This is a genomic window from Acinetobacter sp. Ac8, from assembly GCF_055392545.1.
Genome location: NZ_AP043689.1, coordinates 3,587,851 through 3,612,992, shown reverse-complemented (window position 1 = coordinate 3,612,992; position 25,142 = coordinate 3,587,851). Strand labels below are relative to the sequence as shown.

The 25,142-nt window shown below is 42.1% G+C and carries 19 protein-coding genes; 17 read left to right on the top strand and 2 right to left on the bottom strand.

Going from position 1 to position 25,142, the window contains the following annotated elements:
• Window positions 1-142: 142 nt before the first annotated feature.
• Window positions 143-1,405, top strand: coding sequence for a 4-aminobutyrate--2-oxoglutarate transaminase (gene gabT, locus ACZ5QH_RS17180; protein ID WP_239045123.1), 1,263 nt, complete (start codon window positions 143-145; stop codon window positions 1,403-1,405).
• 31 nt (window positions 1,406-1,436) lie between these two features.
• Window positions 1,437-2,885, top strand: a complete 1,449-nt coding sequence (locus ACZ5QH_RS17175) for an NAD-dependent succinate-semialdehyde dehydrogenase (RefSeq protein WP_303576370.1) — start codon at window positions 1,437-1,439, stop codon at window positions 2,883-2,885.
• A 504-nt stretch (window positions 2,886-3,389) separates the two neighbouring features.
• Here ACZ5QH_RS17175 and ACZ5QH_RS17170 read toward each other — a convergent pair.
• Complete coding sequence (locus ACZ5QH_RS17170; protein WP_004823413.1) at window positions 3,390-4,010, bottom strand: TetR/AcrR family transcriptional regulator; 621 nt, start codon at window positions 4,008-4,010, stop codon at window positions 3,390-3,392.
• 213 nt (window positions 4,011-4,223) lie between these two features.
• On the opposite strand from ACZ5QH_RS17170, the gene ACZ5QH_RS17165 reads away from it, so the two are divergent.
• The 15 genes from ACZ5QH_RS17165 (at window position 4,224) to ACZ5QH_RS17095 (ending at window position 23,809) form a co-directional block, all read left to right on the top strand.
• Complete coding sequence (locus tag ACZ5QH_RS17165; protein WP_303576369.1) at window positions 4,224-6,029, top strand: ABC transporter ATP-binding protein; 1,806 nt, start codon at window positions 4,224-4,226, stop codon at window positions 6,027-6,029.
• On the top strand, window positions 6,023-7,792 hold the full coding sequence (locus ACZ5QH_RS17160; protein WP_303576368.1) for an ABC transporter ATP-binding protein: 1,770 nt from the start codon (window positions 6,023-6,025) through the stop codon (window positions 7,790-7,792). Before ACZ5QH_RS17165 ends, ACZ5QH_RS17160 begins: the two co-directional genes overlap by 7 nt.
• A complete protein-coding gene (locus tag ACZ5QH_RS17155; protein ID WP_303576367.1) occupies window positions 7,792-8,736 on the top strand; it encodes an ABC transporter permease in 945 nt (314 codons plus the stop codon). Before ACZ5QH_RS17160 ends, ACZ5QH_RS17155 begins: the two co-directional genes overlap by 1 nt.
• Window positions 8,733-9,680, top strand: coding sequence for an iron chelate uptake ABC transporter family permease subunit (locus ACZ5QH_RS17150; RefSeq protein WP_303576366.1), 948 nt, complete (start codon window positions 8,733-8,735; stop codon window positions 9,678-9,680). Before ACZ5QH_RS17155 ends, ACZ5QH_RS17150 begins: the two co-directional genes overlap by 4 nt.
• On the top strand, window positions 9,677-10,447 hold the full coding sequence (locus ACZ5QH_RS17145) for an iron ABC transporter ATP-binding protein (RefSeq protein ID WP_056513049.1): 771 nt from the start codon (window positions 9,677-9,679) through the stop codon (window positions 10,445-10,447). The genes ACZ5QH_RS17150 and ACZ5QH_RS17145 overlap by 4 nt, the downstream gene beginning before the upstream one ends.
• A 6-nt stretch (window positions 10,448-10,453) precedes the next feature.
• On the top strand, window positions 10,454-11,428 hold the full coding sequence (locus ACZ5QH_RS17140; RefSeq protein WP_056513044.1) for a siderophore ABC transporter substrate-binding protein: 975 nt from the start codon (window positions 10,454-10,456) through the stop codon (window positions 11,426-11,428).
• Window positions 11,429-11,571: 143 nt separating this feature from the next.
• Window positions 11,572-13,800, top strand: coding sequence for a TonB-dependent receptor (locus tag ACZ5QH_RS17135; RefSeq protein ID WP_303576365.1), 2,229 nt, complete (start codon window positions 11,572-11,574; stop codon window positions 13,798-13,800).
• Window positions 13,801-14,094: 294 nt separating this feature from the next.
• Entirely contained in the window at window positions 14,095-15,153 is a 1,059-nt protein-coding gene (locus ACZ5QH_RS17130) for an ABC transporter substrate-binding protein (RefSeq protein WP_303576364.1), read from the top strand.
• Between the two features lie 15 nt (window positions 15,154-15,168).
• Window positions 15,169-15,879, top strand: coding sequence for a class II aldolase/adducin family protein (locus ACZ5QH_RS17125; RefSeq protein WP_303576363.1), 711 nt, complete (start codon window positions 15,169-15,171; stop codon window positions 15,877-15,879).
• 32 nt (window positions 15,880-15,911) lie between these two features.
• Entirely contained in the window at window positions 15,912-17,105 is a 1,194-nt protein-coding gene (locus tag ACZ5QH_RS17120; RefSeq protein WP_303576362.1) for an LLM class flavin-dependent oxidoreductase, read from the top strand.
• Between the two features lie 12 nt (window positions 17,106-17,117).
• Window positions 17,118-18,695, top strand: a complete 1,578-nt coding sequence (locus tag ACZ5QH_RS17115) for an ABC transporter substrate-binding protein (protein WP_303576361.1) — start codon at window positions 17,118-17,120, stop codon at window positions 18,693-18,695.
• Between the two features lie 2 nt (window positions 18,696-18,697).
• Complete coding sequence (locus tag ACZ5QH_RS17110; RefSeq protein WP_096734873.1) at window positions 18,698-19,849, top strand: ABC transporter permease; 1,152 nt, start codon at window positions 18,698-18,700, stop codon at window positions 19,847-19,849.
• Window positions 19,846-20,694, top strand: coding sequence for an ABC transporter permease (locus ACZ5QH_RS17105; RefSeq protein WP_244013681.1), 849 nt, complete (start codon window positions 19,846-19,848; stop codon window positions 20,692-20,694). The genes ACZ5QH_RS17110 and ACZ5QH_RS17105 overlap by 4 nt, the downstream gene beginning before the upstream one ends.
• 2 nt (window positions 20,695-20,696) lie before the next feature.
• On the top strand, window positions 20,697-22,514 hold the full coding sequence (locus tag ACZ5QH_RS17100; protein ID WP_303576360.1) for an ABC transporter ATP-binding protein: 1,818 nt from the start codon (window positions 20,697-20,699) through the stop codon (window positions 22,512-22,514).
• 26 nt (window positions 22,515-22,540) lie between these two features.
• Window positions 22,541-23,809, top strand: coding sequence for an acyl-CoA dehydrogenase family protein (locus tag ACZ5QH_RS17095; protein WP_004823398.1), 1,269 nt, complete (start codon window positions 22,541-22,543; stop codon window positions 23,807-23,809).
• Between the two features lie 201 nt (window positions 23,810-24,010).
• Here ACZ5QH_RS17095 and ACZ5QH_RS17090 read toward each other — a convergent pair whose 3' ends face one another.
• A complete protein-coding gene (locus tag ACZ5QH_RS17090) occupies window positions 24,011-25,066 on the bottom strand; it encodes an ABC transporter substrate-binding protein (protein WP_303576359.1) in 1,056 nt (351 codons plus the stop codon).
• Window positions 25,067-25,142: the final 76 nt, after the last annotated feature.

Genomic DNA, 25,142 nt, shown 5'->3' with positions numbered 1-25,142 from the left:
CTCGCACTTAATTAAAGTGGCTCTCGTTTCATACCCATAAAAGCGCACAATAAGACAAATCAACATGTCATTTGCATATCATCAATTGGGTGATATGGATGCTGAAATTTTATCATGTATGAATCAAGATTGAGGATATAAAATGGACAGTAAACACTCTGCTTTGAATACGCGTAAACAGCAGGCAACACCTCGAGGAGTTGGTGTCATGTGTCAATGGTATGCGGAGAAAGCAGAAAATGCGACAATTTGGGATCTTGAAGGCAATCAATTTATCGATTTTGCTGGTGGAATTGCGGTACTAAACACAGGTCATCGTCATCCTAAAATTATTGCTGCTGTTACTGAACAATTAACAAAATTTACCCATACAGCATATCAAGTTGTACCTTATGAAAGTTATGTATCTCTTGCCGAGCGTATTAATCAACGCGCCCCGATAGATGGTCCTGCAAAAACTTCATTCTTTTCTACGGGCGCAGAAGCTGTAGAAAATGCAGTAAAAATTGCCCGTTCATATACACGTCGCCACGGTATTGTAACTTTTGGAAATGGATTCCATGGTCGCTCATTTATGACCATGGCAATGACAGGTAAAACAGCACCTTATAAACGTGATTTCGGTGTGATGCCTGGAGGCGTTTTCCATGCGCGTTATCCAGTGGCGTCGAAAGGCATTACGATTGATGACGCAATTCAAAGCATTGAAGATATTTTTGCTGAAGATATTGCTGCACATGATGTGGCTGCAATTGTACTTGAACCTGTGCAAGGGGAAGGTGGCTTCAATGTGGCCCCAGCGGAATTCTTAACGCGTTTACGTGCACTATGTGACTTGCATGGTATTTTGCTGATCGCAGATGAGGTTCAGTCTGGTTTTGCACGCACAGGCAAATTATTTGCTATGAATTACTATGAAACTAAAGCTGACCTCATCACTATGGCAAAAAGCTTAGGTGGTGGTTTCCCTATCTCAGGTGTAGTTGGTCGTGCTGATGTGATGGATGCACCGAATCCTGGCGGGTTAGGCGGTACTTATGCGGGCAGTCCAATTGCGGTTGCTGCAGCACATGCAGTTATTGATGTTATTGAAAGTGAAAATCTATGTGATCGCGCCAATGTATTGGGTGCTGAGTTGGTTTCAGTATTAAATACAATTAAGGCCACCACCAGCATTGTTACCGATATTCGCGCTTTGGGTTCAATGGTTGCAATTGAACTAGAAACAGCTGAACAAGCAAAAGCTATACAGACGCATGCAATGGAAAATGGCTTACTGATTTTAACTTGTGGCCGCAATGGTAATGTCATTCGTTTCTTATACCCATTAACAATTCCAACAGCGCAATTCAAAGATGGTCTCGCTATTTTAAAACAAGGGTTTGCAACGCTGGTTGCAGCATAACTGGTTGCATCATAAGAAATGGGAGATTGAAATGCTTCAAGATCATTTGAAATATTTATTACAGCATGCAGATATTCACTTTGAACAACCGTTAAATGGTGGTTACATCGAAGTGAGTGATGCTGCAACTCATGTGCCATTAGCATGGGTGAAAGCATATGATCGTCAGGCGGTCGAACAAGCAATTATCCGTTCACAAGCTGCACAAAGAATGTGGAAAGCAAAAACAGCCTTGCAGCGTGCGGATGTGTTGTGGGCATGGTACAACTTGATTTTGCAAAATCAGGAGCAACTCGCACAAATTTTGACCGCAGAGCAAGGTAAGCCTTTGTTGGAAGCACGTGGTGAAATTACTTATGCGGCATCATTTATTCGCTGGTTTGCCGAACAGGCGCGTCGTATTGATGGTGAGGTACTGACCCCAACACAGCCAAATCAGCGTTTGCTGGTTATTAAGCAAGCGATTGGGGTAACAGCTGCGATTACGCCATGGAATTTCCCTGCGGCGATGATTACCCGTAAAGCTGCGCCTGCCATTGCTGCGGGTTGTTCGATGCTGGTTAAGCCTGCGGAGCAAACGCCATTAACGGCGTATGCTTTAGAAGTCTTGGCAGTGCAAGCGGGTTTGCCACAAGATGTATTGCTTCATATCAGTGGTGATGCAATTGAAGTTGGTAAAACACTGTGTGAAAGTGATACTGTTAAAAAGTTGAGTTTTACGGGTTCAACTCAAGTGGGCCGTATTTTAATGCAACAGTGTGCGCCAACAATCAAAAAATTATCACTGGAGCTTGGTGGCAACGCACCAGTACTGGTTTTTGATGATGCCAATCTGGAACAAGCCGTACAAGGCATTATGCTGAGTAAATTCCGCAATAGTGGTCAGACCTGTGTTTGCGCGAATCGTATCTATGTACAAGGTGGTATTTACGATGCATTGGCTGAAAAATTGACGGCTGCTGTGGCGAACTTACAAGTTGGCGATGGTCGTCAAGAAGGCTCAACTCAAGGCCCTTTAATTGATGAAGATGCTGTTGCTAAAGTGCAATCACATATTGCAGATGCAATCAGCAAAGGGGCACAGATTAAAATTGGCGGAAAACGTTCAAGTTTAGGCGGAACTTTCTTTGAGCCGACGGTGTTAACTGAGGTGACTCAAGACATGCACGTTGCAAAGCAAGAAACCTTCGGTCCTTTGGCTGCATTATTTCGTTTTAGCAATGAAGAACAAGCTGTGGCAATGGCAAATGATACGGAGTTTGGACTGGCGACTTATGTATTTACACAGAGTTCAGCACGTCAATGGCGTGTAGGTGAAGCATTGGAATATGGCATGGTTGGTATTAATACTGGTGCTATTTCAAATGAAGTTGCGCCATTTGGTGGAATTAAACAATCTGGTTTAGGGCGTGAAGGTTCTAAATTTGGTATTGATGAATATCTCGAAATGAAATATCTATGTGTAGATTTATCCGCATAAATACGTTCTTTTCATCATGCTTTATACTTTTTAATAGGGTCTGTAGACAATTCGTCTACGTTTGCGACTACGTGTGTTTTTTAGGCGATACTAGGTGCGAAATACGAAATTTAGTCATTCTAAATAAGTAGTTCGTAACGACGTAGCGTCAAAAAACACGCTAGTCCCCCAGCTGCGCCTTGCGCTGCAAACAAAGCAGTGCTTTGTTCTTGCTCAGGGTTGTGGTTAAAATTATCTCAGCCTTCGTTATGAAACTCGAAAATAGTCTCGCTATTCTCTTCATTTCATTTCATTTCATTTCATTTCATTTCATGCCTTGCCTGCTCAATTTTAACCTACAACGCAAGCCATTTATGAAATGTCTACAGACCCTAATCAGTCTTGCCCATTCAAGACTGATTTTTTTAATTTAGGGAAAATTTAATTTGTAGCTTAGCCATTGCACAATGATCTTAGCGAATCAGCTGTTAAAGACAGCCTGAATCTATAAAGTCTTATATCTGGTTATTTTAAATCATCTCTTTGATTGATCATGGTTAGTGCCCCAATGATTAATGCTTCCATACTCTGGATAAATTCCGCCTCCATTTCTGCTTCTTCAGCGGCACGTTGTGTGTCTTTAATCGGTTCTTTACCCGCCACAGAATAAATCGTATCTGCAACCGCGATACAGTGAAATGCAATGGTTGCATTTAACCAGCCTGCCTGCTTTTCAGAAAGAGAATAAGCCGCAGCAACTTGATGATGATGTTTTTCAATTTTGGCAATCATCGAAGGTGTAGATGCCATGCGACGAATTAAATAGGGGGTAAAACCAGGGTTGGACTTCACCAGTTCCCGAATTGAATGCATAAATTCAAACAGATATTGTTTTAATGGAATCGGATTTTTTTCTAAAGGCTGCGGTATTTCCCAACGAATAAAAATTTCTTCTGCAATCAAATATTTGAGGTCTTCTAAACTGGCAATATGTTTGTATAACGCCATATGACTGACCCCAAGTGCAGCTGCAACGCCAACAAATGTAAGGTTCAATAAACCGATCTCAATCCCAGCATTCATGATGCGTTCATGGGTGATGGTACGTGGGCGACCGCGAGAAGACGGTTTGCTCAGAGAAGACATATTTATTCCGTAAAAATTAATTTTTTAATGTTGCCATGTGAATGGATGAGGGTCAAATCGTTTACTTTGCTTAATTAGTTTACTACAATGCAACTAAATCTATTGATATTAATTCTCATTATTGTTTGATGGCATATCTAGCGGAGTTTTAGTCAGAATCAACTGACCAAAAGCAGATGGATATGAACGATCAGACACAGGATTTTTACTGTTATGTGTGCAAGTCATGTAAAAGAAGTTCAGGCTCAGTATTCAAATCCATTGAATTTTATATTGCATCCAATTCGGCTCAAGTTAATTCTGGCTTCGGTCACAGCAGCGGTTGGTTCAATGCTCACCTTGGTGCCTTTGATTGCGATTACATGGGTGATCAGTACTATATTTACCGAAGTAACTACACTTGGTGGATCACAACAGGGTGACGATAAAATCCTATGGATGATGTTACTCAGTATCGGGTGTTTGTTGCTCGGCATGCTTTTGTTGACTGTCAGTGAGTTAATCGCGCATTTGGCTGATCATGAAATTACTGGGCAATTGCAAAGCAATATAACCCAGCATCTGACCCAAGTTCCTCTGGGTTGGTTTACAGGCAGAAGTTCGGGAGAAGTTAAACAAATCATGCAGGATGACATTGGTCTGTTGCATAGTTTAACTGCACATTTTTATCCCGCTGTTGGACGTGCATTCGGCACAATTATTGTTGCTGTAATTTTTCTATTGATGATGGACTGGCGCATGGCAATTTTAGCATTGTTGCCATTTTTAGGCTTTGTCATATTTTTACGCAAAGCCATGCGTGCCAGTGGAAATAATATTCAGCAATTTGCCACTCAGCTGGGTCAGATCAATAGTGCCGCTGTTGAATTTATCCATGCGATACCCGTCGTCAAAACCTTTGGCAAAAGTGGTCAGGCTTCACAGGGCTACCAGCAGGCTGTTCATTCCTTTGCAGATGCTTTTCGAATATTTACTCGTCCCTTAGTCAAATCTATGGCGCATGCCCATGCGATGATTTCACCGATTACCATATTAGGTGTTGTACTGCTGAGTGGAACACTATTGATTTCTTTGGGTTGGCTTAAACCCATAAATTTACTGACTTTTATGTTGATTACACCAACCATCTGTGCCCCTGTTTTATTGTTGCATACCTTATTACATGATCTACAAGCCAGTCAGGCTGCCGCACAGCGAATTTTGGCATTATTGGATACACCAGTATTGCCAATGGCTAAAGGGAATCCGCAATTACAGATTAAAGACAGCAGTATTGATTTTCATCAAGTCAGCTATGGCTATACAGCACAGCATCAAGTGCTATCTGATCTGAATTTTTCACTTAAGTCTGGAACCATCACTGCAATTGTCGGTCCATCGGGTGCAGGGAAGTCAACCATTGCTCAGCTGTTGCTACGCTTTTTTGATCCTGTTGCAGGAACGATCATGCTTGGTGGTATAGATCTACGCGATATTCAAACCACCACACTTTATCAACAGATCGGATTTGTTTTGCAGGATACCCGTCTCATTCATGCCAGTGTACGTGACAATATTGCTCTCGGACGTCCAAACGCCAACCAACAAGAAATAGAAAACGCAGCAAAGGCGGCAAATATTCATGATCGAATTATGGCGTTGCCGCAGGGCTATCAATCTATTGTGGGGAAAGATGCCCAGTTGTCAGGAGGGGAACGACAAAGGATCAGTATTGCCAGAGCAATTTTACTGGACCCACCGATATTGGTGCTGGACGAGGCCACAGCTGCCGCTGATATTGAAAATGAAATTGCAATTCAGGATGCACTTTCAAAATTTGCTCAAGGTCGGACCCTTTTAGTTATTGCACATCGTTTAGATACCATTATGAATGCTGACCAAATTCTTGTCCTTGATCAAGGAAAAATTGTTGAACAGGGGACCCATGAAGCGTTGTTATCTCAGCAAGGTTTATATCACCAATTATGGTCCTATACCGAAAAGCATGTTCACACGCAAATGGGAGAAGCATCATGCTAAAAACCTTTTCTCAATTGCTGGGTGATAATGTCACTATTCTTCACCGTTATCTGGCGATGGCAATTGTATATGCTGTGTTTTGTGGCCTGAGCCTGATCATGTTGGCGTTGATTTTGTCTCAATTGATGCTTGCTAATCTTGATCAAATGGCGCTTTGGCTGATCTTATTATTTTTTGCAATCATCCTGTGTTGGTGTCTTCGCCGTGTAGTGGAGCAAATGGGAATTGCTGTTGGTATTGCTGTTTTAGAAAATGCCCGTCTGCGTTTGGGGCATCATGCTGCAAGTCTACCAGTCGGTTGGTTTACCCAACAAAATACCACTCAATTCAATCATCTTGTCACTCAAGGCATGATGTCGGTTGCGCAATTACCAGCGCACGTTTTTACCCCTGTGATTAGCAGTGTGATCACGCCTTTGGTCATTGTCATCGCATTGTTATGTATACATGGTGTGTTCGGCTTGATTACACTGGTTGCGCTTCCGTTGATTGTGCTGGTCTTTCGATTGACCAGTAAAATTGCTCGTTTTACAGATGAGCGATACCAACAGAGTTTTGCTGAAACAAGCCAACGTATGGTGGAGTTTGCGCAAGCTCAATCCGTTTTACGTGCTTTTAATGGTGAAGGTCGTAGCACCCGATTTATTCATCAAGCCGTAGACCAGCAACGACATTTCGGTTTAAAGCTTATTTTAATGTCGTCCTTATCTGCGGTATTGAATAGCTGGGCCATTCAAATTGTGTTTGCGCTATTTTTGATTGTTACGGTGTTTTGGCTAAACATCCACAGCGCAAATCAGCTCTTATTGGCAGACATTGTCAACATTACCGTTTCACTGCTCCTCGTTTGTCGATTTATTGACACCTTGCTTGAGGTTGCAAGCTATAGCGAAGTATTGCGTAGTGCAGGCAGTCAACTTGAAGCCATACAACAGATTTTTAACGCCAAAGCATTAGCACAAGTTGAGATTTCTAAAAGCCCCAATGATGCATCGATTGAATTTAAAAATGTTCAATTCCGTTATGCAGAGGATGAGCCTGATATCTTAAAGGGTGTGGATTTATATATCCCTTCAGGCAGTATGATGGCGCTGATTGGTGCTTCTGGTTCTGGAAAAACCACTTTAGCCAAGCTCGTTGCTCGTTTTTTTGATGTCAATCAAGGGCAAGTGCTGTTAGGTGGGGTGGATGTCAAGCAATTACGTTATGAACAACTGACTACACAGATCAGTCAAATCTTCCAAGACAACTATTTGTTTTCGGGCTCGATTGCTCAGAATATTCGTATGGGTAAAGCCAATGCAACCGATGAACAGGTGATGCAGGCAGTCCAGCAAGCGGGCATCACAGAAATGCTGGCGCGCCTTCCTGATGGTCTTGAAAGCATGGTGGGAGAGGGGGGGGTACGACTATCAGGCGGTGAACGACAACGGATTACCATTGCACGCGCATTGATTAAAGACGCACCTATTCTTTTGGTAGATGAAGCAACTGCTGCTTTAGATGCAGAAAATCAGGCGATTATTTGTGAATTGCTGAATCGCTTACGAGGTCAAAAAACAATATTGGTGATCGCACATCAACTCTCGACAATTGCCGCTGCAGATCACATTGCGGTATTAGAAAAAGGCCGAGTGATTGAGCAGGGAACACCCGCACAATTACGCTTGTTGCATGGACATTATGCCCGTTATTTAGCGCAGGGGCAGGCGGTTAAAGGATGGCGACTAGGCAAAAATGTACAGGTCGGAGAGCATGCCTAATGCCTGTCGTTTTATTGTTACTGTTTGGTATGTTGTGCATCGCATCCTTACTACTCGGTGCTCAGCAAATCGCATGGTCAGACTTATTTTCTGCATCCAGTGGTGCATGGCTCACCCTTAGTGCAAGTCGGATTCCACGTTTGATCACGATTGTGTTAACGGGTGTGGGCTTGTCAGTGTGTGGTGTGATCTTACAGCATATTGTCCGAAATCGTTTTGTTGAACCGGGTACAACTGGGAGTTTGGATGCCGCCAAGCTTGGAATTTTAGTGTCATTAACGCTTATTCCAGCCGCAAGTGTACTCAGTAAAATGCTGTTTGCGATGCTTTTTTGTTTTCTTGCCAGTCTGATTTATATCGCCATCATTCGCCGTATCCAATTTAGGAATACCGTTTTAGTGCCCGTGATTGGTTTGATGTATGGCGGCATATTGAGTGCATTGGCAGAGTTCTATGCTTATCGCAATAATATTTTGCAGAGCATGCAAGGCTGGCTGATGGGGGACTTTTCAAGAGTCATTCAAGGCCACTATGAAATGATTTATATCATTTTGCCCATCGTGGTACTGAGCTATATTTTTGCTCATCGCTTTACGGTACTGGGGATGGGCGAGGAAATGGCCTCAAGTCTGGGGCTAGGCTATGCAAGGATGGCTGCAATTGGCTTGTTGCTGGTTGCAATCACTGTTGCAGCAACGGTGATTACCGTTGGCGCTATTCCTTTTGTCGGATTGGTGGTTCCCAATCTGGTTGCCTTGATGTATGGCGAAAACTTGGCAAAAACCTTACCCATTGTGGCTTTGGCAGGTGCTTCTTTACTGCTGGTCTGTGACCTTATCGGACGCTCTGTACTTTATCCCTTTGAAGTGCCTATCGGTTTAACTGCTGGTGGTGTTGGTGGGGTTTTATTCCTGATATTGATTCTGAGGGGGCTTCGATCGTGACAAAGTTGAAGCTATCGCTGCTGGTATTCGGCGTACTGGTGCTGGCGGTATTGTTTGTCTTTCTAAATGCAGGATTAGATTTTGCTTATGTCATTCCGCAACGGCTGGTTCGGCTCGCCACAATCGTGCTTGGCGGAATATGTGTTGCATTTTCTTCGATTATCTTTCAGACCATCGTCGGCAATCGTATTTTAACCCCATCCATCATGGGCTATGAAGCCGTCTATTTGTTATGGCAGGTCATGTTGCTGTTTTTTCTTGGCACTTCTGGATTGTCATGGCTGGGTTTAAATGGAAATTTCTTTGTTTCAATCTTGCTGATGCTGTTTTATTCGTGGGCAATGCACCGTTGGTTGCTGACCCGAGTGCGCAATGATGTCTTTCAACTGCTGTTATTTGGTTTAGTACTCACTATGGTGATTAGTACCGTCACTCAGTTTATCCAGCTCAAAATAAGCCCCGGTGAGTTTTCAGTATTTCAAGGGCTCAGCTATGCGTCATTTAATCGTTCTCAACCTGAAACATTAATTTATGCAGTGGTGACGGTTGTTATGGTTCTTGGGTTACTGAGAAAAAAATATGCTGTTTTGGATGTGATGGTGCTCGGTCGTGAACAGGCAATTTCATTGGGGATTGATCATCATCAATACGTCAAATTTTATCTTGCCTTGATTGCGGTCTTGGTTGCAATTTCAACCAGCTTGATTGGCCCTACCGCATTTATGGGGGTGTTTATTGCCAATATTGCTTATGCACTCGCTGGAACACATCAACATAAATTTACCTTAGCTATCGGCTGTATTGTTGCGATCACCATATTTATTCTCGCTCAGATTTTAGTTGAGCATGTTTTTAATTATAAAACGACAGTCAGTATTTTAGTCAATTTGGTATGTGGTGTGTACTTTCTTGTACTGACAGTTCGTGCCAGAGGTGTTTCATGATTAGGGTGCGTAATATCCATAAATCCTATGGGGGGAAAAGTGTGCTTTCGGATGTCAATATTGAATTTCCTGAAAAGCAGGTGACTTCACTCATTGGTCCAAATGGGGCGGGTAAATCAACTTTATTGATGATGCTGGCGAATTTATCCAGCCCTGATCAAGGTCAAATTTTATTTCAGCAGAAAGATATTACCCAGATCCGAACAGCTGAATATGCCAAATATGTTGCAACCTTACGACAGTCTCCAAGCTTTAACTTACGCATGAGCGTAGAAGAACTGGTGTCTTTTGGGCGGTTCCCTTATAGCGGTGGTGCTTTGACCGCAAACGACCATCAGGTGATTGATGAGGCGATTCAATTTCTAAATTTAGAAGCATTACGTAAAGCCTATATCGATGAATTGAGTGGAGGCCAACGGCAGATGGCTTTTTTGGCGATGACCATTGCTCAGCAGACTGAGGTGCTTTTATTGGACGAGCCTTTAAATAACCTTGATATGAAACATGCTGTTCAGATCATGCATGCATTACGTCGTTTATGTGATGAACAGGGGCGTACCGTGATTCTGGTGATTCATGACATCAATTTTGCAGCGAATTATTCTGACCATATTGTTGCCTTGAAGAACGGCAAACTACGTTTTAGTGGCCCAGTCAAACAGGTGATTACTGCGCAACAATTAGATGATTTGTATGAACTTGATTTTGAAATTACCTACAGTGAACAAGGCTGTATGTGCAACTACTTCAACTCAACAGGAGCTTGAATACACATGAAATGGAAAAATAACGGCTGGACTCTGGCACTGAGCATGATAGCCGCAATCAGCTTATCGGGATGTGACAAAAAACCTGCTGCTGATGCGAACCAAGGGGCTCAAAAATTAGCAACCCCGATCATGGTTAAACATGAACTAGGAACCACCAGCATTGCCTATCATCCTCAACGTGCTGCGGTATTGGATATGAATGAAGCTGATTTTCTTGATCAACTGAGTATTCCTATTGCGGGTATGCCCAAAGATTATGTACCGCATTTTTTGCAAAAGTATAAAGATGATCAAAAGGTTCAAGATCTAGGTGCGATTGTTCAACCCAATATGGAACGGATTTACACACTCAAACCAGATATCATCTTAATGACGCCACTGCAAGCAAATCAGTATCAAGCGTTGAGTAAAATTGCTCCAACTGTGCACTATGACATCAATTTCAATAACAGTCAGCAGCATCACATTGAGGCGATTAAAGCGCATTTGATCACTTTAGGCCAGATCTTTAATCAACAGCAATTGGCGACGCAAAAAGTAGATGCATTGGATGCCAAAGTAGCAGAAGTACGAAAAATAACTGCAAATCGTCCTGAAAAAGCTTTGGTGGTCTTACATAACAATGGTGCCTTTAGCAACTTTGGGGTTCAGTCACGTTATGGCTTTGTATTTAATGCATTCGGGGTAAAACCAGCCAGTACAGTGGTAGATACAAGTTTGCATGGTCAACCGATTTCTAGTGAATTTATCAAACAGGCTGATCCCGATATTTTGTATATCGTCGATCGTACAGCCGTCATGGAACATCGTCCGACGATTGATGCTGAGCGGATGAGTAATCCTTTATTACGCCAAACCAAAGCATGGAAAAATGGCAAAGTGGTTTTTGTTGATGCAGATGCTTGGTACATCACTGCGGCAAGCCCAACCTCCATGCATATTTTAATTGATGATGTCATCAAGGGGTATCAGCTATGAATTAGGTCTTTACACGATAAATTTATAGCCAGATAAGCTCTAGCCAAAACACCCATACCGTGAACAAGTGACTACAGCATACTTTTCAATAAAAAAAGTGTGATAGGGAAACTTGTGCTTAAAAAATGAAAGGAAATTTGTATATGAAATATGGTCATCCACTTTTTCAGCACGCTTTGAAACCACAGTGCCGAGATTTAAGCCCGCAATTTAAACTGAAAAACTTGATTTCTGCTCAAATGTTGTTGGGTTTCGGATTAACTTTGGTGATTCCGATCTCAACAATTCATGCGCAAACACCTGACCTGCCACCATCAGATCGCGAGGCATTGCAAAATTTACCCACCATTCATGTACAAGCTGTGAATGAAAAAAACAGTGTTTTAGCGGGGCAGATTTCTTCGCAGAATAAGTTAGGTTTTTTAGGTGAAAAAGGCTTCTTAGAAACGCCATTTAATAGCATTGGCTATACAGACCAATATATTGAAAATCAACAGGCAAAAGATATTACCGATGTCATTGCTAAAACCGACCCATCGGTATTTACCAATGGTGCCAGTGGCGGCTGGAGTGAAAACTACTATATTCGTGGCTTTGCTTCGAGTACAAGTGATATGTCAATGAACGGCATGTTTGGCATCACACCTTTTTATCGAACCTCTCCCGAAATGTTTGAACGAATCGAAGTCCTCAAAGGACCTACAGCATTACTCAATGGGATGCCGCCAGCAGGATCTGTGGGGGGCATGGTCAATTTAGTCAGCAAGCGTGCAGGCGATGATCCATTGCAACGTTTTACCGCGACCTATATGTCTGATTCACAGTTTGGTGGTCATCTCGATATCGGCAGACGTTTCGGTCAAAATAAAGATTTTGGTGTACGTTTAAATACAGTATATCGTGATGGAACAGGCGCAATTAAAGACCAAGATAAAAAAACAGCCTTAGTTTCTTTAGGTCTGGATTGGCGTGGCGAACGTGCACGTATTTCAGCAGACCTCTATACAGCTGAGGATCGAGTAGATGGTGTCAACCGTGGGATTAATTTACTCTCAGGGGTTGCGATTCCTAAACCACCAAAACCAGACACACTATTAAATCCAGACTGGTCTTTTGTTGAAACCAAAGATAAGGGCGCTATGCTTCGTGGCGAATATGACTTGAGTGATCGAGTTATGGCATATGCCACTTATGGACAAAGTAAAACTGATTATAAATATAATGGTGCCATGTCAGCGACCGTGCTCGACAGTCAAGGCAGGCTTGAAACCAAGATTGGTCAGTTGGCTTTTGACCTTGAAAAGAAATCAGCTGATCTGGGCATAAAAGGAAAATTTGATACAGGATCTATTGGTCACCAATGGGTTGTCAATGCAACGTATTACCAACATGATCAAAATGACTATGGGGTAAGAAATGTGGCTGGGGCTGAATGGATCACCAATCTTTATCATCCAGTTTGGGGAAATTCAGTTCGCTTTAATGCGCCACATATTTCTAAAACAGCATCTCGTTTAAACAGTTATGGGATTGCGGACACCTTATCTTTTGCTCAAGATCAAGTCCTATTGACCTTGGGTGTACGACAACAGAATGTGCTGAGTGAAGCTTTTAATATTGTTACAGGCAGTCGAACATCACGTTATGATGAAAGTGCCACCACACCTGGGGCTGCGATATTGTTTAAAGCCACTGAGCATATTTCCTTATATGCAAACTATATAGAAGGCTTAAGCCAAGGCTCAACCGCACCGTATACTGCGGCAAATGCGGGTGAAGTTTTTGCACCTTTTAAAACAAAACAAAAAGAGCTTGGGGTTAAAGTAGACTTGGGTAAATTCTCAAATACTTTGAGTCTGTTTGAAATTGAAAAACCAAGTAGCTATACCGATCCCATCAGCAATATTTTTACTGCTGATGGCGAGCAGCGCAATAGAGGAATTGAATGGAGCTTCTTTGGAGCACCTATTGCGAATCTTCGTGTAATCGGTGGTGTTGCCTATATTGATCCTGAATTAACCAAAACTGCAGGTGGTAAAAATCAAGGCAATACTGCGACTGGGGTTGCCAAGCAACAGGCGAAATTAGGCATGGAGTGGGATATTTCGATGTTGCAGGGTTTAACCTTGACTGGAAATGCCACAGCAGTTTCAAAGCAATATATCAATCAGGAAAATACATTACATGCTTCTGGACGGACACTGTTTGATGTTGGGGCGAGATACAAGACCAATGTTTCAAGTTTTCCTCTGAGCTTAGCTGCGAGTATCAATAACGTGACCAATAAGGCCTATTGGGGCATGCCACAATTGTCCAGTTTAGCCTTGGGCGCACCTCGAACTTATATGCTGTCGGCTTCTATCGATTTTTAATTTAAGCGATACAGCACTATATTTTTATATGGTGCTGTATGTTGATTCAATGAGGCGCTTTAAATCACATAAATCTGTTCAATCAAAAATAAAGCGGATGGGGTTTTTGTCTCAGGGCAGGCTTGCTTAAAGTGCTGTTGATAAAACAACACTAAATCTAAAACAAGTGATGAAATCTAAACATTTATTAAAATTGAATTTTGAATAAGCTATTGAAAATTATAAAAATAAATATTGGCATAAAAGCTGCTCAATACAAGTGATATGAAATTGGAAGTATCTTAAGGAATACCTATGTCACTTGTCGTCGATAAAAAAGAAAATTCTAAAGAATTTGTAAAAAGTACTTTATCTGAAATTTGGGTCACACGATGTCCAGTACCCACTGCAACAGGAATCTCATTAAAGCGCGGCACCTTAGTCGAAAAATTTGAGCGACATGGTATTGATGTTGCGGTATTGCAAGATGCACGTAAAGGCTTGTCTGTGCATCATTTTGATCATCAGCTTCCGGCTTTATTCCGTGAGGGTGGCAATGTACCTGCTTTGGCTGCACGTTCAGAAGGTGCCCCAAGTCGTCTGATTGGATTAACTTGGATTGATGAATGGCAAGTGATTATTGTTCGACCTGATTCAGCAATTCGTCAACCTGAAGACTTAAAAAATGCCAAAGTGGCTTTACCTGAATATGCCGATAAACGTGCAGGCAGTATTTTTAGAGCTATGTCATTACAAGGTATTCGAGGGGCTTTACAACTTGCAAATTTAAGTTTTCGTGATGTTGATTTTATTGAAGTTCCTGAGCGTGCTGAATCGAAACAAGATCGTGATGCCAGTGCCTATTGGGCAGGCCTTGATGCCTTGATTACAGGTGAGGTGGATGCCGTGTATGTCAAAGGGGCATCGGCTGTTGAGGCTGCCACCAAACGTGGTTTAAAAGTCGGTATCGATTTAGATCAATTTGCAGATGTGACTTCACGTGTGAACAACGGGACACCTCGTCCTATCACGGTACATGAAGATTTATTGGAACATCACTTTGATGTCGTCGTGGATTTTCTGGAAGAGCTGTTTGATACCGCAGACTGGGCAGAAGATCATTTAGATGAAGTGCTGGTTATTCTACAAGATGAAACCATTGCGGGTGCTGAAAGTGTGGCTACAGCGTATCGTAATAATTTCCATAAATCTTTACATCCTTCATTAAGTGAAGAACGCCTTGAGCTTTTAAAACAACAAAAAGATTTTCTTTGGTTACATGGCTTCCTTGAAAAAGACGTCGACCTTAATACATGGGTCGATCATCGGCCATTACTCGAAGTTTTAAAGCGTCGCCAAAATAAACAATGTTAAAACAGGATATTTATCATGACTACACTGATTCAATCGCCACTTTCCCCTGAACTCAATGATTTTATTGAACGCAACCGTGAAAAAGCTGAATTTGTATTTGAGGTGTTCCGTGAGACGGGCACAATCACTGCCAATGGCACGGTCAATTTTGTTGAACGCGCCCCTGAGAATACCTTGGTGACCTTTAACTATGCAGGTCCTTGGTCACGAGATAAAAAAAGCAAAGTACTGGTAGAGAAACTTGATGGTGAAGTTTTATTGGGACGAAAAGGTGCTGGTGGCCGTTATAACAAACTGTTTCGTGAACATGCAGATGTCACCACAATCTCTCATGTACATGCACCGAATTTAGGTGCTTGGGCCCAAACACACCGAACCCTACCGATTCGATATGTGCCTGTTCAGCGTTTTCATTTATTTAATGAATTACCGATTTATATCGATCGCCGTCAGGCAGAAGTCGATTTCATTTTAGATCAACTCAGGATTGATATTGAGCATCGGGCTATTTTGGAAGCCAATGGCGGTGCCACAGTTTGGGGGCGTCAAGGTCTACAGGAAACTGCTGAATTTATTTTATTGCTTGAAGAAGGTGCTCAAATTCAACTGTTAGCAGAACTGGTTGGAGGAAGTCGTGAATATGGGCAAGGGGTGTTACAGCAACAGTGGAAAATGAGCGGATTGACTGAAAAAGCAAAATCACTGGGATTACTTCCACTCCATTAGAAACATGATTTAAAACAAATATAGAGAATATTATGGCTGTAAAACTTTTATGGTATCTCACCTCTCCTGATGGTCCCTATCCTTGGTTGGAGTCGGGACGCTGGGATACCGATTTTGAACATTTGCAACAAATTGCAATTACCGCAGATCGTCTGGGGTTTTACGGTTCGCTCATGGGTACAAGTGAGTATGAAACACTGGCGGTTGCTGCGAGTTTAATTCCTTTTACTGAACGCCTGAAGTTTTTGGTTGCGCAGCATCCAGGTGAAGTTCAACCCGCAGTTTTAGCCAAATATGCACAAACTTTTGATGCATTTTCTCAGGGACGTTTGTTGTTTAATGTGGTCAATGGCAATGATCAGGGACTTGCCGCATTGGGTATTCATTATTCACATGATGAACGCTATGACTTTAGTAAAGAATACTGGAGTACATTTCAACAAAATTATTTAGGCGATAAATCTGGCTTTCAGGGTGAGTTTATTCAAGTGGCTCCACGTCAAGAGGGTGCTTCACCGATGTCAAAATGGCATGGGGCAACCCAAAAACAAGGCGTACCACTGTGGGGTGCTGGCACATCAGCGAAAGGGGTACAACATTCAGTGGAATTGCTGGATGTGTATTTAAGCTTTGCCAACACACCGCCGCTGCTGGGAGAAAAATTCAGTAAGGTTGCAAAAGAAGCCGCTAAAGTTGGGCGAACTTTGCAGTATGGAACTCGCTTACAAATTATTGTTCGTGAAACCGAAGAAGAAGCGTGGCAATACGCGCAGTCTCTACTCGATAAAATTGATGTGAATTATGCGATTGAAGCAGTAAAACGTCAGCTTCCACCCAATGAAACTTTTGAAAGCTATCAAAGTAATAACCCGATTGTTCAAAAAAATTTAGAACGCTTACGTCAGGGGATATTACCTCAAGCTAAAGATTTTGAAATTTATCCAAATATTTGGACAGGGCCATCACTGTTTGGTTTTGATATCTTAAATCCCGCTGCGGGGACCGCATTGGTCGGGAGCGCTGAAAATATTGCTCAACGTATCCAAGAATATGAAAGCTACGGTACATCTGCATTTATTTTGTCGGGTTTTCCTTTAATTACTGAAGTTTACCGTGTTGCAGACTTGTTGTTTCCTTTACTTGAGCTCGATCATGGTTTTGAGTTGCCGAAGTTAAAAAAACGCTCCTCTGTAGATTCTCTTTTGAATCAAGAAATTGTGGTTTAAAAGGAGAATCCTATGAGTAAAATTACGCGTAGAGCATTAATTAAAAATACTGGTTTAGGTCTAGGTACGATTGCAGCAGCAAGCCTGATCGGGTGTTCTCGTTCCGATTCCTCAGCAGCAAATGAAGCTGCTGCACATACAAGCCAGCATGCCACACCGCAAAAAGGTGGAGTGATCAAAATTGGGGTGATTAATGGTAATCAAGCTGGAAATTTAGATGCCCATAAGCCGATTGGAATGTCGAGTGCCTTTAGAGGTTGGCCGTTATATGCCAAATTATGGGAGTGGGGGCGAGATATTCAACCTAAATTGGCGCTTGCTGAATTTGCAGAACCCAATGAGGATGGCACTAAATGGACGATTCGGTTAAAGAAAGGGCTTGAGTTTCATCATGGTAAAACCATTACAGCCGATGATGTCATTTTCTCTTTACGTCGTTTGACCGATCCTAAACTGGCGTCTCCCTTTGCGGCTTATCTGTATTCATTACAGCGCGATGCGATTAAAAAGCGTGATGATTACACCGTTGAAATTCCATTTGCTCAAGGCAAAGGCTTAGTAGCCTTACCTGAAGCATGGATGAGTTGGGGCGGTATTGTTCCAACAGATTATGACCCAATCAAGAATGTTGTCGGAGCAGGCCCGTTTAAACTGGAAAGTTTTACCCCAGGTCAACGTTCCCGTTTCGTACGTTTTGAAAATTATTGGAAAGACAATCAGCCTTATGCAGATGCCATTGAAATTATAGATTTTAAAGACCAAACCGGGCGTCTTGCTGCTTTGCAATCAGGGCAAATTGATATTGCATCGGGTATTAGTGCCGAGCATTTATCTTTGATTCAAGCCAATAAACGACTGAATGTTGTTTCATCTGAAACAGATGCTTGGCAATCCTTTGACATGAATACCACTAAAGCACCGTTTAATGATCCTCGTGTCAGACAAGCATTTCGTTTGATTGCCAATCGGGATGATTTAGTGAAACGGGCATTGGCGGGACAAGGGCGAATTGCCAACGATCTGTATTCATTTAGTGATCCTGTTTATAACCATGAAATTCCACAGCGTAAGCAAGATTTAGCCAAAGCTAAAACACTATTAAAAGCCGCTGGTTTTGATCAAAACTTAAAAGTTGATTTATATACAGGACCAGATAGCAATGCCGCCTTGGTGTTTGCGCAGCATGCAGCGCAAGCTGGCGTGATTGTAAACGTTAAACAAGTTGAAGCTGCAACATTTGCAGATGCAATCAAACAAGATTGGGCATTGAGTACAGGTTCAAATGTTTCTCGTCCATTTTTATTGACGGTATTGCAGATTGATGGACCCGGTGCAGCCAATAACAAAACCCATTTTAATCAAGCCCGTTTTACGGAGCTGGTGCATCACGCATTGCAACAGCCTGATCTGGAAAAACGCAAAGTTCTGGTGCATGAGGCACAGCAAATTCAGCATGAACAAGGTGGCTTACTGATTTGGGGTTTTAACAATGTTTTAGATGCACATTCTCATCAGATTGGTGGTGTAACACCTGATCGAACCGGTTTTGCAGCATGGCGAACTGATGAGTTTTGGCGTAAAGGGGAGTGATGATGACGACTCAAGCCAGCAAAATTGAAAGCTCGATTCAACATCCAGCTATCGCCAAGTCGTTTGAATTTCCTGCATGGTTACCTTGGTTTTTGACCCGTATCGTGTCAGGAATTTTAGTGATTTTTGTGATTAGTTTAATTGTATTTATCGCGACTCAAGCGCTTCCATCTGACCCTGCGCGGGTCATTTTAGGACCAGAAGCACCAGAAGCTACGGTTCAAATACTGCGTGAACAATTGGGGCTGACTCAACCGATATTGGTGCAATACTGGAATTGGCTGACTCAATTATTACAAGGTAATTTTGGACGCTCAATTGATTCTAATGTACCTGTATTACAGATTATTCAAAACTATTTTGGTAATACGCTTGCTTTGAGTAGCTTGGTGGTGGCAATCACTGTACCGATTTCAGTTTTACTTGGGGTTTGGTTATCGCTACGTCGTGATAGCAAACTAGACCGAATCATTGTATCTAGCTCGATTATTTTTAAAGCAGTACCCGGATTTGTCATTGCCATTTGGCTGATGATGTTATTTTCAACTTCGATCTTGCATGTATTACCTGCTGCATCATTGCTGATTCCTGGGCAGTCTCCGTTTAGCCAGTTAGAGTTTTTAATTTTACCCATTTTAACGTTAGCTTTATCGCTTATTCCTTATCTCATGCGTCTTGTGCGAGGCTCAATGATCGATGCCTTAGAGTCTGATTATGTCACCTCAGCACGATTACGCGGTATTCCAGAGCGTCGCATTATCTGGAAGCATGTTTTACCTAATGCTTTAGTGCCTGTGGTACAAGGCACGGCATTGACCATACGGGTTTTACTCAGTGGGGCTTTAATTATCGAGGTTGTATTTAGTTATCCCGGAATTGGCAATGCATTGAATGCAGCAATTGAAATGCGGGATATTCCTACCATTCAAGCGATTGTGTTATTGCTGACCATCTGTGTGGTGGTAGTCAATTTAATTGCAGACTTAATGACCACTTTACTCACACCGAAAATACGCACTGCAAAAAAACATAAAGCCCGCTCACCTGGTTTACGTCAGGCATTACGTTTATGGAAATCTGGCCGACCGATTACGGTAAAGCCTGTCGATCGCCGTAATGCCTTGAAGAATATCAATTCAGGAGAGGGGAAATGAGTACACTTCATTGGTATCAACATAAGTTTTTCAAAGCCTTGATTTCTGAGCGACAAGTCCGTTTTGGTTTTGTGGTGACAAGCTTAGTTTTGATATTTGCGCTTATTGGGCCAGTGCTGGTTCCTTTTGAACCAACTGCATTAGTGGGCATGACCTATGGTGCGCCTGAAGCACAGGCTTTTCTTGGCTATGACTATATTGGGCATGATGTTTGGTCTCGTGTATTAGCGGGCGGTGCTTCAATTATTTGGATGACCCTCGCTGCCAGTCTGGTGGCTTTAATTATTGGTTCCAGCTTAGGCATATTGGCTGCTTTTGCACGAGATAAAGTTGACCAGTTTGTGACTTGGCTTACCGATGTTTTTATGGCATTTCCTGATCTGATTTTAGTGCTATTAATCGTTTCGATGCTAGGGCGTGAGCCATGGCTGATTGTGCTCACAGTTTCGATTGCTTTTATTCCTGGGGTAGTACGTCTTGCACGAAGTGTTGCGCTAAATCTGGTTGAGCAAGAGTATGTAGAGGCCGCCAAAATTTTAGGTTATTCGAAAAGCTATATTTTATTCCGTGAAATCCTACCCAATATGCTGACACCCTTATTAATTCATCTTGGGGTGATGTTGACGTGGGCTGTTGGCATGTTATCTGGTCTGGCTTTTCTTGGTTATGGTATCGCACCTCCTGCAGCCGATTGGGGCCTGATGATTAATGAAAATCGTGCTGGGTTATTGGTTCAACCGTGGGCAGTATTTGCACCAGTAATTTTAATTGCTTTGTTTGCGCTGGGAACCAATGTGTTGGCTGAAGGTGTAGGGCGTGCCGCAGCGCGGATTGAGGAAAAGTAACCATGACAGAGATTTTAAAGAATACGGTATTACAGGTAAAAGACTTAACGGTGGCGTTGGTCAACACAGGCAAGCATGTGGTTTCGAATATTTCTTTTCATTTAAACGAGGGCGAAGTCCTTGGATTGGTGGGAGAAAGTGGTTCAGGTAAAACCACATTGTCGAGTGCGTTATTGGGCTATGCACGACATGGTGCCAAAATTATTCAAGGCACAATTGCGCTGGATGGACAAGATATCCTCAGTCTTGACGACCACGCTTTGCGTCAAATTCGAGGTTATAAAATCAGTCACGTTGCCCAAGATCCAGGAACGGCACTAAATCCAGCATTAACAATTGGACAGCATCTACTTGAGTTATTAGAAGTCCATCAATCACGCTTATCCAGTAGTGAAAGAAATCATAGAGTTGCTAAAATTTTAGATGAAGTGGGATTGCCTCAGGATGATGTGTTTTTAAAACGCTATCCTCATCAGCTTTCCGGCGGGCAACAACAACGGATTTTATTAGCATTGGCATTTTTGTTACAGCCTCGCTTAATTGTCTTGGATGAACCGACAACAGCATTGGATGTTACGACCCAAACTTTAGTGCTGAATATTATTCGTAAATTATGTCGCGAATATAATGTCGCAGCAATTTATGTATCACATGATTTGACTGTGGTGAAAGATATTGCAGATCGCGTAATCGTCCTGTATTCAGGCCAGATTGCAGAAGATGCTGCATTAAGCCAGTTATTTGAAACGCCAAAACATCCTTATACCCAAGGTTTACTCAATGCCATCCCCGATGTGTCGATTCGTAAATATTTATCCCCCATCGAAGGACATGCACCCTCACCGAATGACCGTCCAACAGGATGTGCTTTTGCCGCAAGATGTACTTTCGCTAGCGAATTATGTCATCAACAGCAACCGAAATTAACCCTGTTATCTCAAGCATTTGATCCACATTTTGTTGCTTGTCATCATTGGGATGAAGTGGGCGTGATCAATTTTCAAGAGCTTGATCCGCATCTGATTGAATTAAAAACAGATCAACAGGCACTGCTTAAAGTAAAACATATCAATGCTTGGTATGGCCAGCAACAAGCACTTTTCGATGTTTCTTTTCAAATACAGCGTGGAGAATGTTTGGCCTTAGTCGGGGAGTCTGGTTCAGGTAAAACCACATTGTCTAGAGTGATTGCAGGACTGAATGAAAATGCAGAAGGTCAGGTGATTTTAGCTGATGAAGTATTGTCCTTGCAGGGACAAAAACGTCAGTTAACACAACGACATAAACTGCAGTATATTTTTCAAAATCCATATAAAGCCTTGAATCCAGCACATACCATAGGACAGACACTCACTAAAGTGGTTCAGCACTTTTTTGCTACATCTCAGCAAGAAACTCAACAAAAGGTCGTTCAGGTACTTCAACAAGTCTCGCTTCCTCCACAGGTTCAAGAACTCTACCCAAGAGATTTATCTGGCGGAGAACGGCAACGTGTAGCGATTGCACGAGCGCTGTTATGTCAGCCTGATGTTTTGATTTGCGACGAAATTACTTCGGCTTTAGATGTGTCAGTACAAGCATCTATTTTAAAACTGTTGCAACAACTGCAAAAGCAAGGCGTAACTTTACTTTTTGTGACCCATAACCTTGGGGTAGTTAGAGCAATTGCTGATCGAGTTGCCGTTTTAAAAAATGGCCATCTGGTGGAATACGGTGAAACCGATCAAGTACTGAGTCATCCGCAACATGGGTATACCAAAACTTTGCTCACACATGCACCCAGCTTATTTAAGACTACAGCACAGCGTATCTGTGCATAAAAAACAAGAGATTTTCCGGAGTTAAAATGAACGATATTCAGCAACACAATTTTTTAGAATTGGGCAGTATAAGACATATTCAAAGTGAACAAGAAGCATTGGATATTGCCAAGGCAGTGGCAAAACAACTAACTGAATTTGCTCAAGATCCTCAATATAACAAAAGTGTTCCTTATGAACAGGCCCGCTTAATTTCAGAAGCAGGTCTGACAGCGATTATTGTTCCTCAGCAATTTGGTGGTTTAGGCGCGAGTATTACTACATTGGTCAATGTGGTAAAGATCATTTCATCTGCAGATGGTGGTGTGGGGCAACTTCTACAAATTCATTTCACCATGTTTCGAGGAATTTTAACGGGTTATGAGGATGATATTCGCGATCAATTATTACGTGATGTATTGAGTGGTAAACGTTTAGGCAATGCACTCGCAGAAGTGGGCGGAAAAGATAAATTTCAGCATAAGACCCGTGTAGAAAGAAATTCACAAGGGCAGTTAATCTTAAATGGCAGTAAATTTTATTCCACAGGCTCTTTATTGGCCGAGTGGATCTCTTTATTTGCAGGCAGTGATGATGGACCTGTTTCGATCTTGATTCATCGTGATACGCATGGGGTAGAACTGCTCGATGATTGGGATGCAATGGGGCAAAACAATAGTGTCAGTGGCACAGTCAATTTTAAAGATGTTGTTGTCGATGAACGCTATGTTGCCAAGCGCAATACTGGTGGTTTAGGGACAGTGCTACGCACAGGTTTAACTTGGCCTCAGATTTTGCATGCAGCTATGGATACAGGTATTGCCAAAGGTGCACTTGAAGGGGGGATTGATTATTTGCAACAGAATGCTCGTCCTTGGGTGGAAAGTGGCGTCGACTCCCCGACACAGGAACCGCATATCATTAAGCAAATTGGTGAGTTTGCAGTTTTGGTCCGTTCAGCAGAAGCACTTTTAGATCGCTCAGCAGCGATTTTTGAGCAGCATTTAACTAATCTGGAAGATGAAGCCTTACAAACTGAATTGATTTTATCTGTGGCTGCCACACGGAGTCAGTCAGACCATGCATCTTTGAAAATTTCCAGTGAAATCTTTGGCTTACTTGGAGCAAGCTCTACTTTGTCAAAATGGAATTTAGATCGTTTCTGGCGTAATGCACGTACGCATACCACACATGATCCGATTCGTTGGCGTTTATATCATGTTGGAAATTATTATTTAAATAATATTCCACCTGGTGAATATAACTCTGTGCTTTTAAAGAAACAGGCTGAAAATGTGACCAAATTTAAGTCATAATTTGAGTTCGACAAAAATATGCTATTCGGAAACCTCATCCACAACTGTTTGAGGCAGTACTTAATCGCATATTTTTTTCGGTGAGAAGCAGCGTTTTGTGCGTTGAGAATAGTCAGAAGCTTTTGTATAGGCGATGCCTTAAATTTGGAAGCTGAAAAATAAAAGGTTGTCATCACGACAACCTTTTATTTTTTCGTATTGTTAAGCCACTTGTGCATGAATAGCAATGTCTTGTGCCAGCCATTCACGAACATTGATTTGAGCTGGAATAAACTTCCAGCGATAGAGAAAGTCACTGAGGTCTTGTAAGGCAATAATCGATGTTTCATCAAAATTGGTATTCAGCTTGAGATGTGCATCTGCGCCATAAGCTGCATGAACCCATTGTTCACTGCTATTACATTCTTTAGCCAGATAGCGGTGAGTTTCATCTGCATGCACATGCGCCCATTGTTCAGCTTGTAAAACCGCATCGACGATGGATTGAGCTTGTTGTGGATATTGCGATAGAAAATCTTCATCCACAGTTAGTGTTCGAGGGGTACCATTATTTGAACGTAGGATAGGGTCGGGATGTGAACCAATATCAATAATGGTATGCAGGGCAAAATCATGGGCAATTTGTGCTGCATGTGCGCCTTTTAAAAAGATGGCATCGACATCCCCTTTGATTAAAGCCACAATCTCTGCACTTGCGCTCAGTTTATTACGATTGCTAAAGAAACTCGCATCATTTTCTTCGGTATGATTTTGCTGTTGCGCCACTAATATATCAGCACGCAGACAATCCACCAGTTCCAGATCACTGACCTTAAGATTTACTGTTTTTAATGCATTTTCTAAACCGCGAATGGCTTGAGCACGAGAGAAATCGATGATGGCATCTTGATTTAGTGGGAGTCCAAAGCGTTTACCTTTTAGATCCTCAACCGTCTTAATTTGGGAATCATATCGAGTCAGCAGTAATTGGACTTCATCTGCCCAAGATAAACCGATGACTTTGGTTTTTTGTCCAGAAGCATATGCCCAAATTGCAGGAATACTGCCACCATGCCGAACTGAATTGGCAAGGGTATGGTTAAAATGTGAGTTACGAACCTCTTTTGAGTTCGATTCACGAATTGATTTAATTTCAATGTGTTGCTCAATAAATTTTTCTTTTAGCCAGCCTTTTTGAATCGAGATTCCGAGCCCTGTAGGAACTGGACAGCGTGTATACCAAAGTGTATTCAATGGTTGCGTTTGAAGTGTTGTCATTGTGACATCCTGTTGTGATTTGAATGCTTTAAAGCAATATTGATGCCATTGTTTAACTTATTGATATTTAAAATAT

Excerpts from the sequence above, each read along its gene's own strand:
- gabT (WP_239045123.1), top strand. The coding sequence starts at position 143 with ATGGACAGTAAACACTCTGCTTTGAATACGCGTAAACAGCAGGCAACA.
- ACZ5QH_RS17175 (WP_303576370.1), top strand. The coding sequence starts at position 1,437 with ATGCTTCAAGATCATTTGAAATATTTATTACAGCATGCAGATATTCAC.
- ACZ5QH_RS17170 (WP_004823413.1), bottom strand. The coding sequence starts at position 4,010 with ATGTCTTCTCTGAGCAAACCGTCTTCTCGCGGTCGCCCACGTACCATC.
- ACZ5QH_RS17165 (WP_303576369.1), top strand. The coding sequence starts at position 4,224 with ATGTGTGCAAGTCATGTAAAAGAAGTTCAGGCTCAGTATTCAAATCCA.
- ACZ5QH_RS17160 (WP_303576368.1), top strand. The coding sequence starts at position 6,023 with ATGCTAAAAACCTTTTCTCAATTGCTGGGTGATAATGTCACTATTCTT.
- ACZ5QH_RS17155 (WP_303576367.1), top strand. The coding sequence starts at position 7,792 with ATGCCTGTCGTTTTATTGTTACTGTTTGGTATGTTGTGCATCGCATCC.
- ACZ5QH_RS17145 (WP_056513049.1), top strand. The coding sequence starts at position 9,677 with ATGATTAGGGTGCGTAATATCCATAAATCCTATGGGGGGAAAAGTGTG.
- ACZ5QH_RS17140 (WP_056513044.1), top strand. The coding sequence starts at position 10,454 with ATGAAATGGAAAAATAACGGCTGGACTCTGGCACTGAGCATGATAGCC.
- ACZ5QH_RS17135 (WP_303576365.1), top strand. The coding sequence starts at position 11,572 with ATGAAATATGGTCATCCACTTTTTCAGCACGCTTTGAAACCACAGTGC.
- ACZ5QH_RS17130 (WP_303576364.1), top strand. The coding sequence starts at position 14,095 with ATGTCACTTGTCGTCGATAAAAAAGAAAATTCTAAAGAATTTGTAAAA.
- ACZ5QH_RS17125 (WP_303576363.1), top strand. The coding sequence starts at position 15,169 with ATGACTACACTGATTCAATCGCCACTTTCCCCTGAACTCAATGATTTT.
- ACZ5QH_RS17120 (WP_303576362.1), top strand. The coding sequence starts at position 15,912 with ATGGCTGTAAAACTTTTATGGTATCTCACCTCTCCTGATGGTCCCTAT.
- ACZ5QH_RS17115 (WP_303576361.1), top strand. The coding sequence starts at position 17,118 with ATGAGTAAAATTACGCGTAGAGCATTAATTAAAAATACTGGTTTAGGT.
- ACZ5QH_RS17110 (WP_096734873.1), top strand. The coding sequence starts at position 18,698 with ATGACGACTCAAGCCAGCAAAATTGAAAGCTCGATTCAACATCCAGCT.
- ACZ5QH_RS17105 (WP_244013681.1), top strand. The coding sequence starts at position 19,846 with ATGAGTACACTTCATTGGTATCAACATAAGTTTTTCAAAGCCTTGATT.
- ACZ5QH_RS17100 (WP_303576360.1), top strand. The coding sequence starts at position 20,697 with ATGACAGAGATTTTAAAGAATACGGTATTACAGGTAAAAGACTTAACG.
- ACZ5QH_RS17095 (WP_004823398.1), top strand. The coding sequence starts at position 22,541 with ATGAACGATATTCAGCAACACAATTTTTTAGAATTGGGCAGTATAAGA.
- ACZ5QH_RS17090 (WP_303576359.1), bottom strand. The coding sequence starts at position 25,066 with ATGACAACACTTCAAACGCAACCATTGAATACACTTTGGTATACACGC.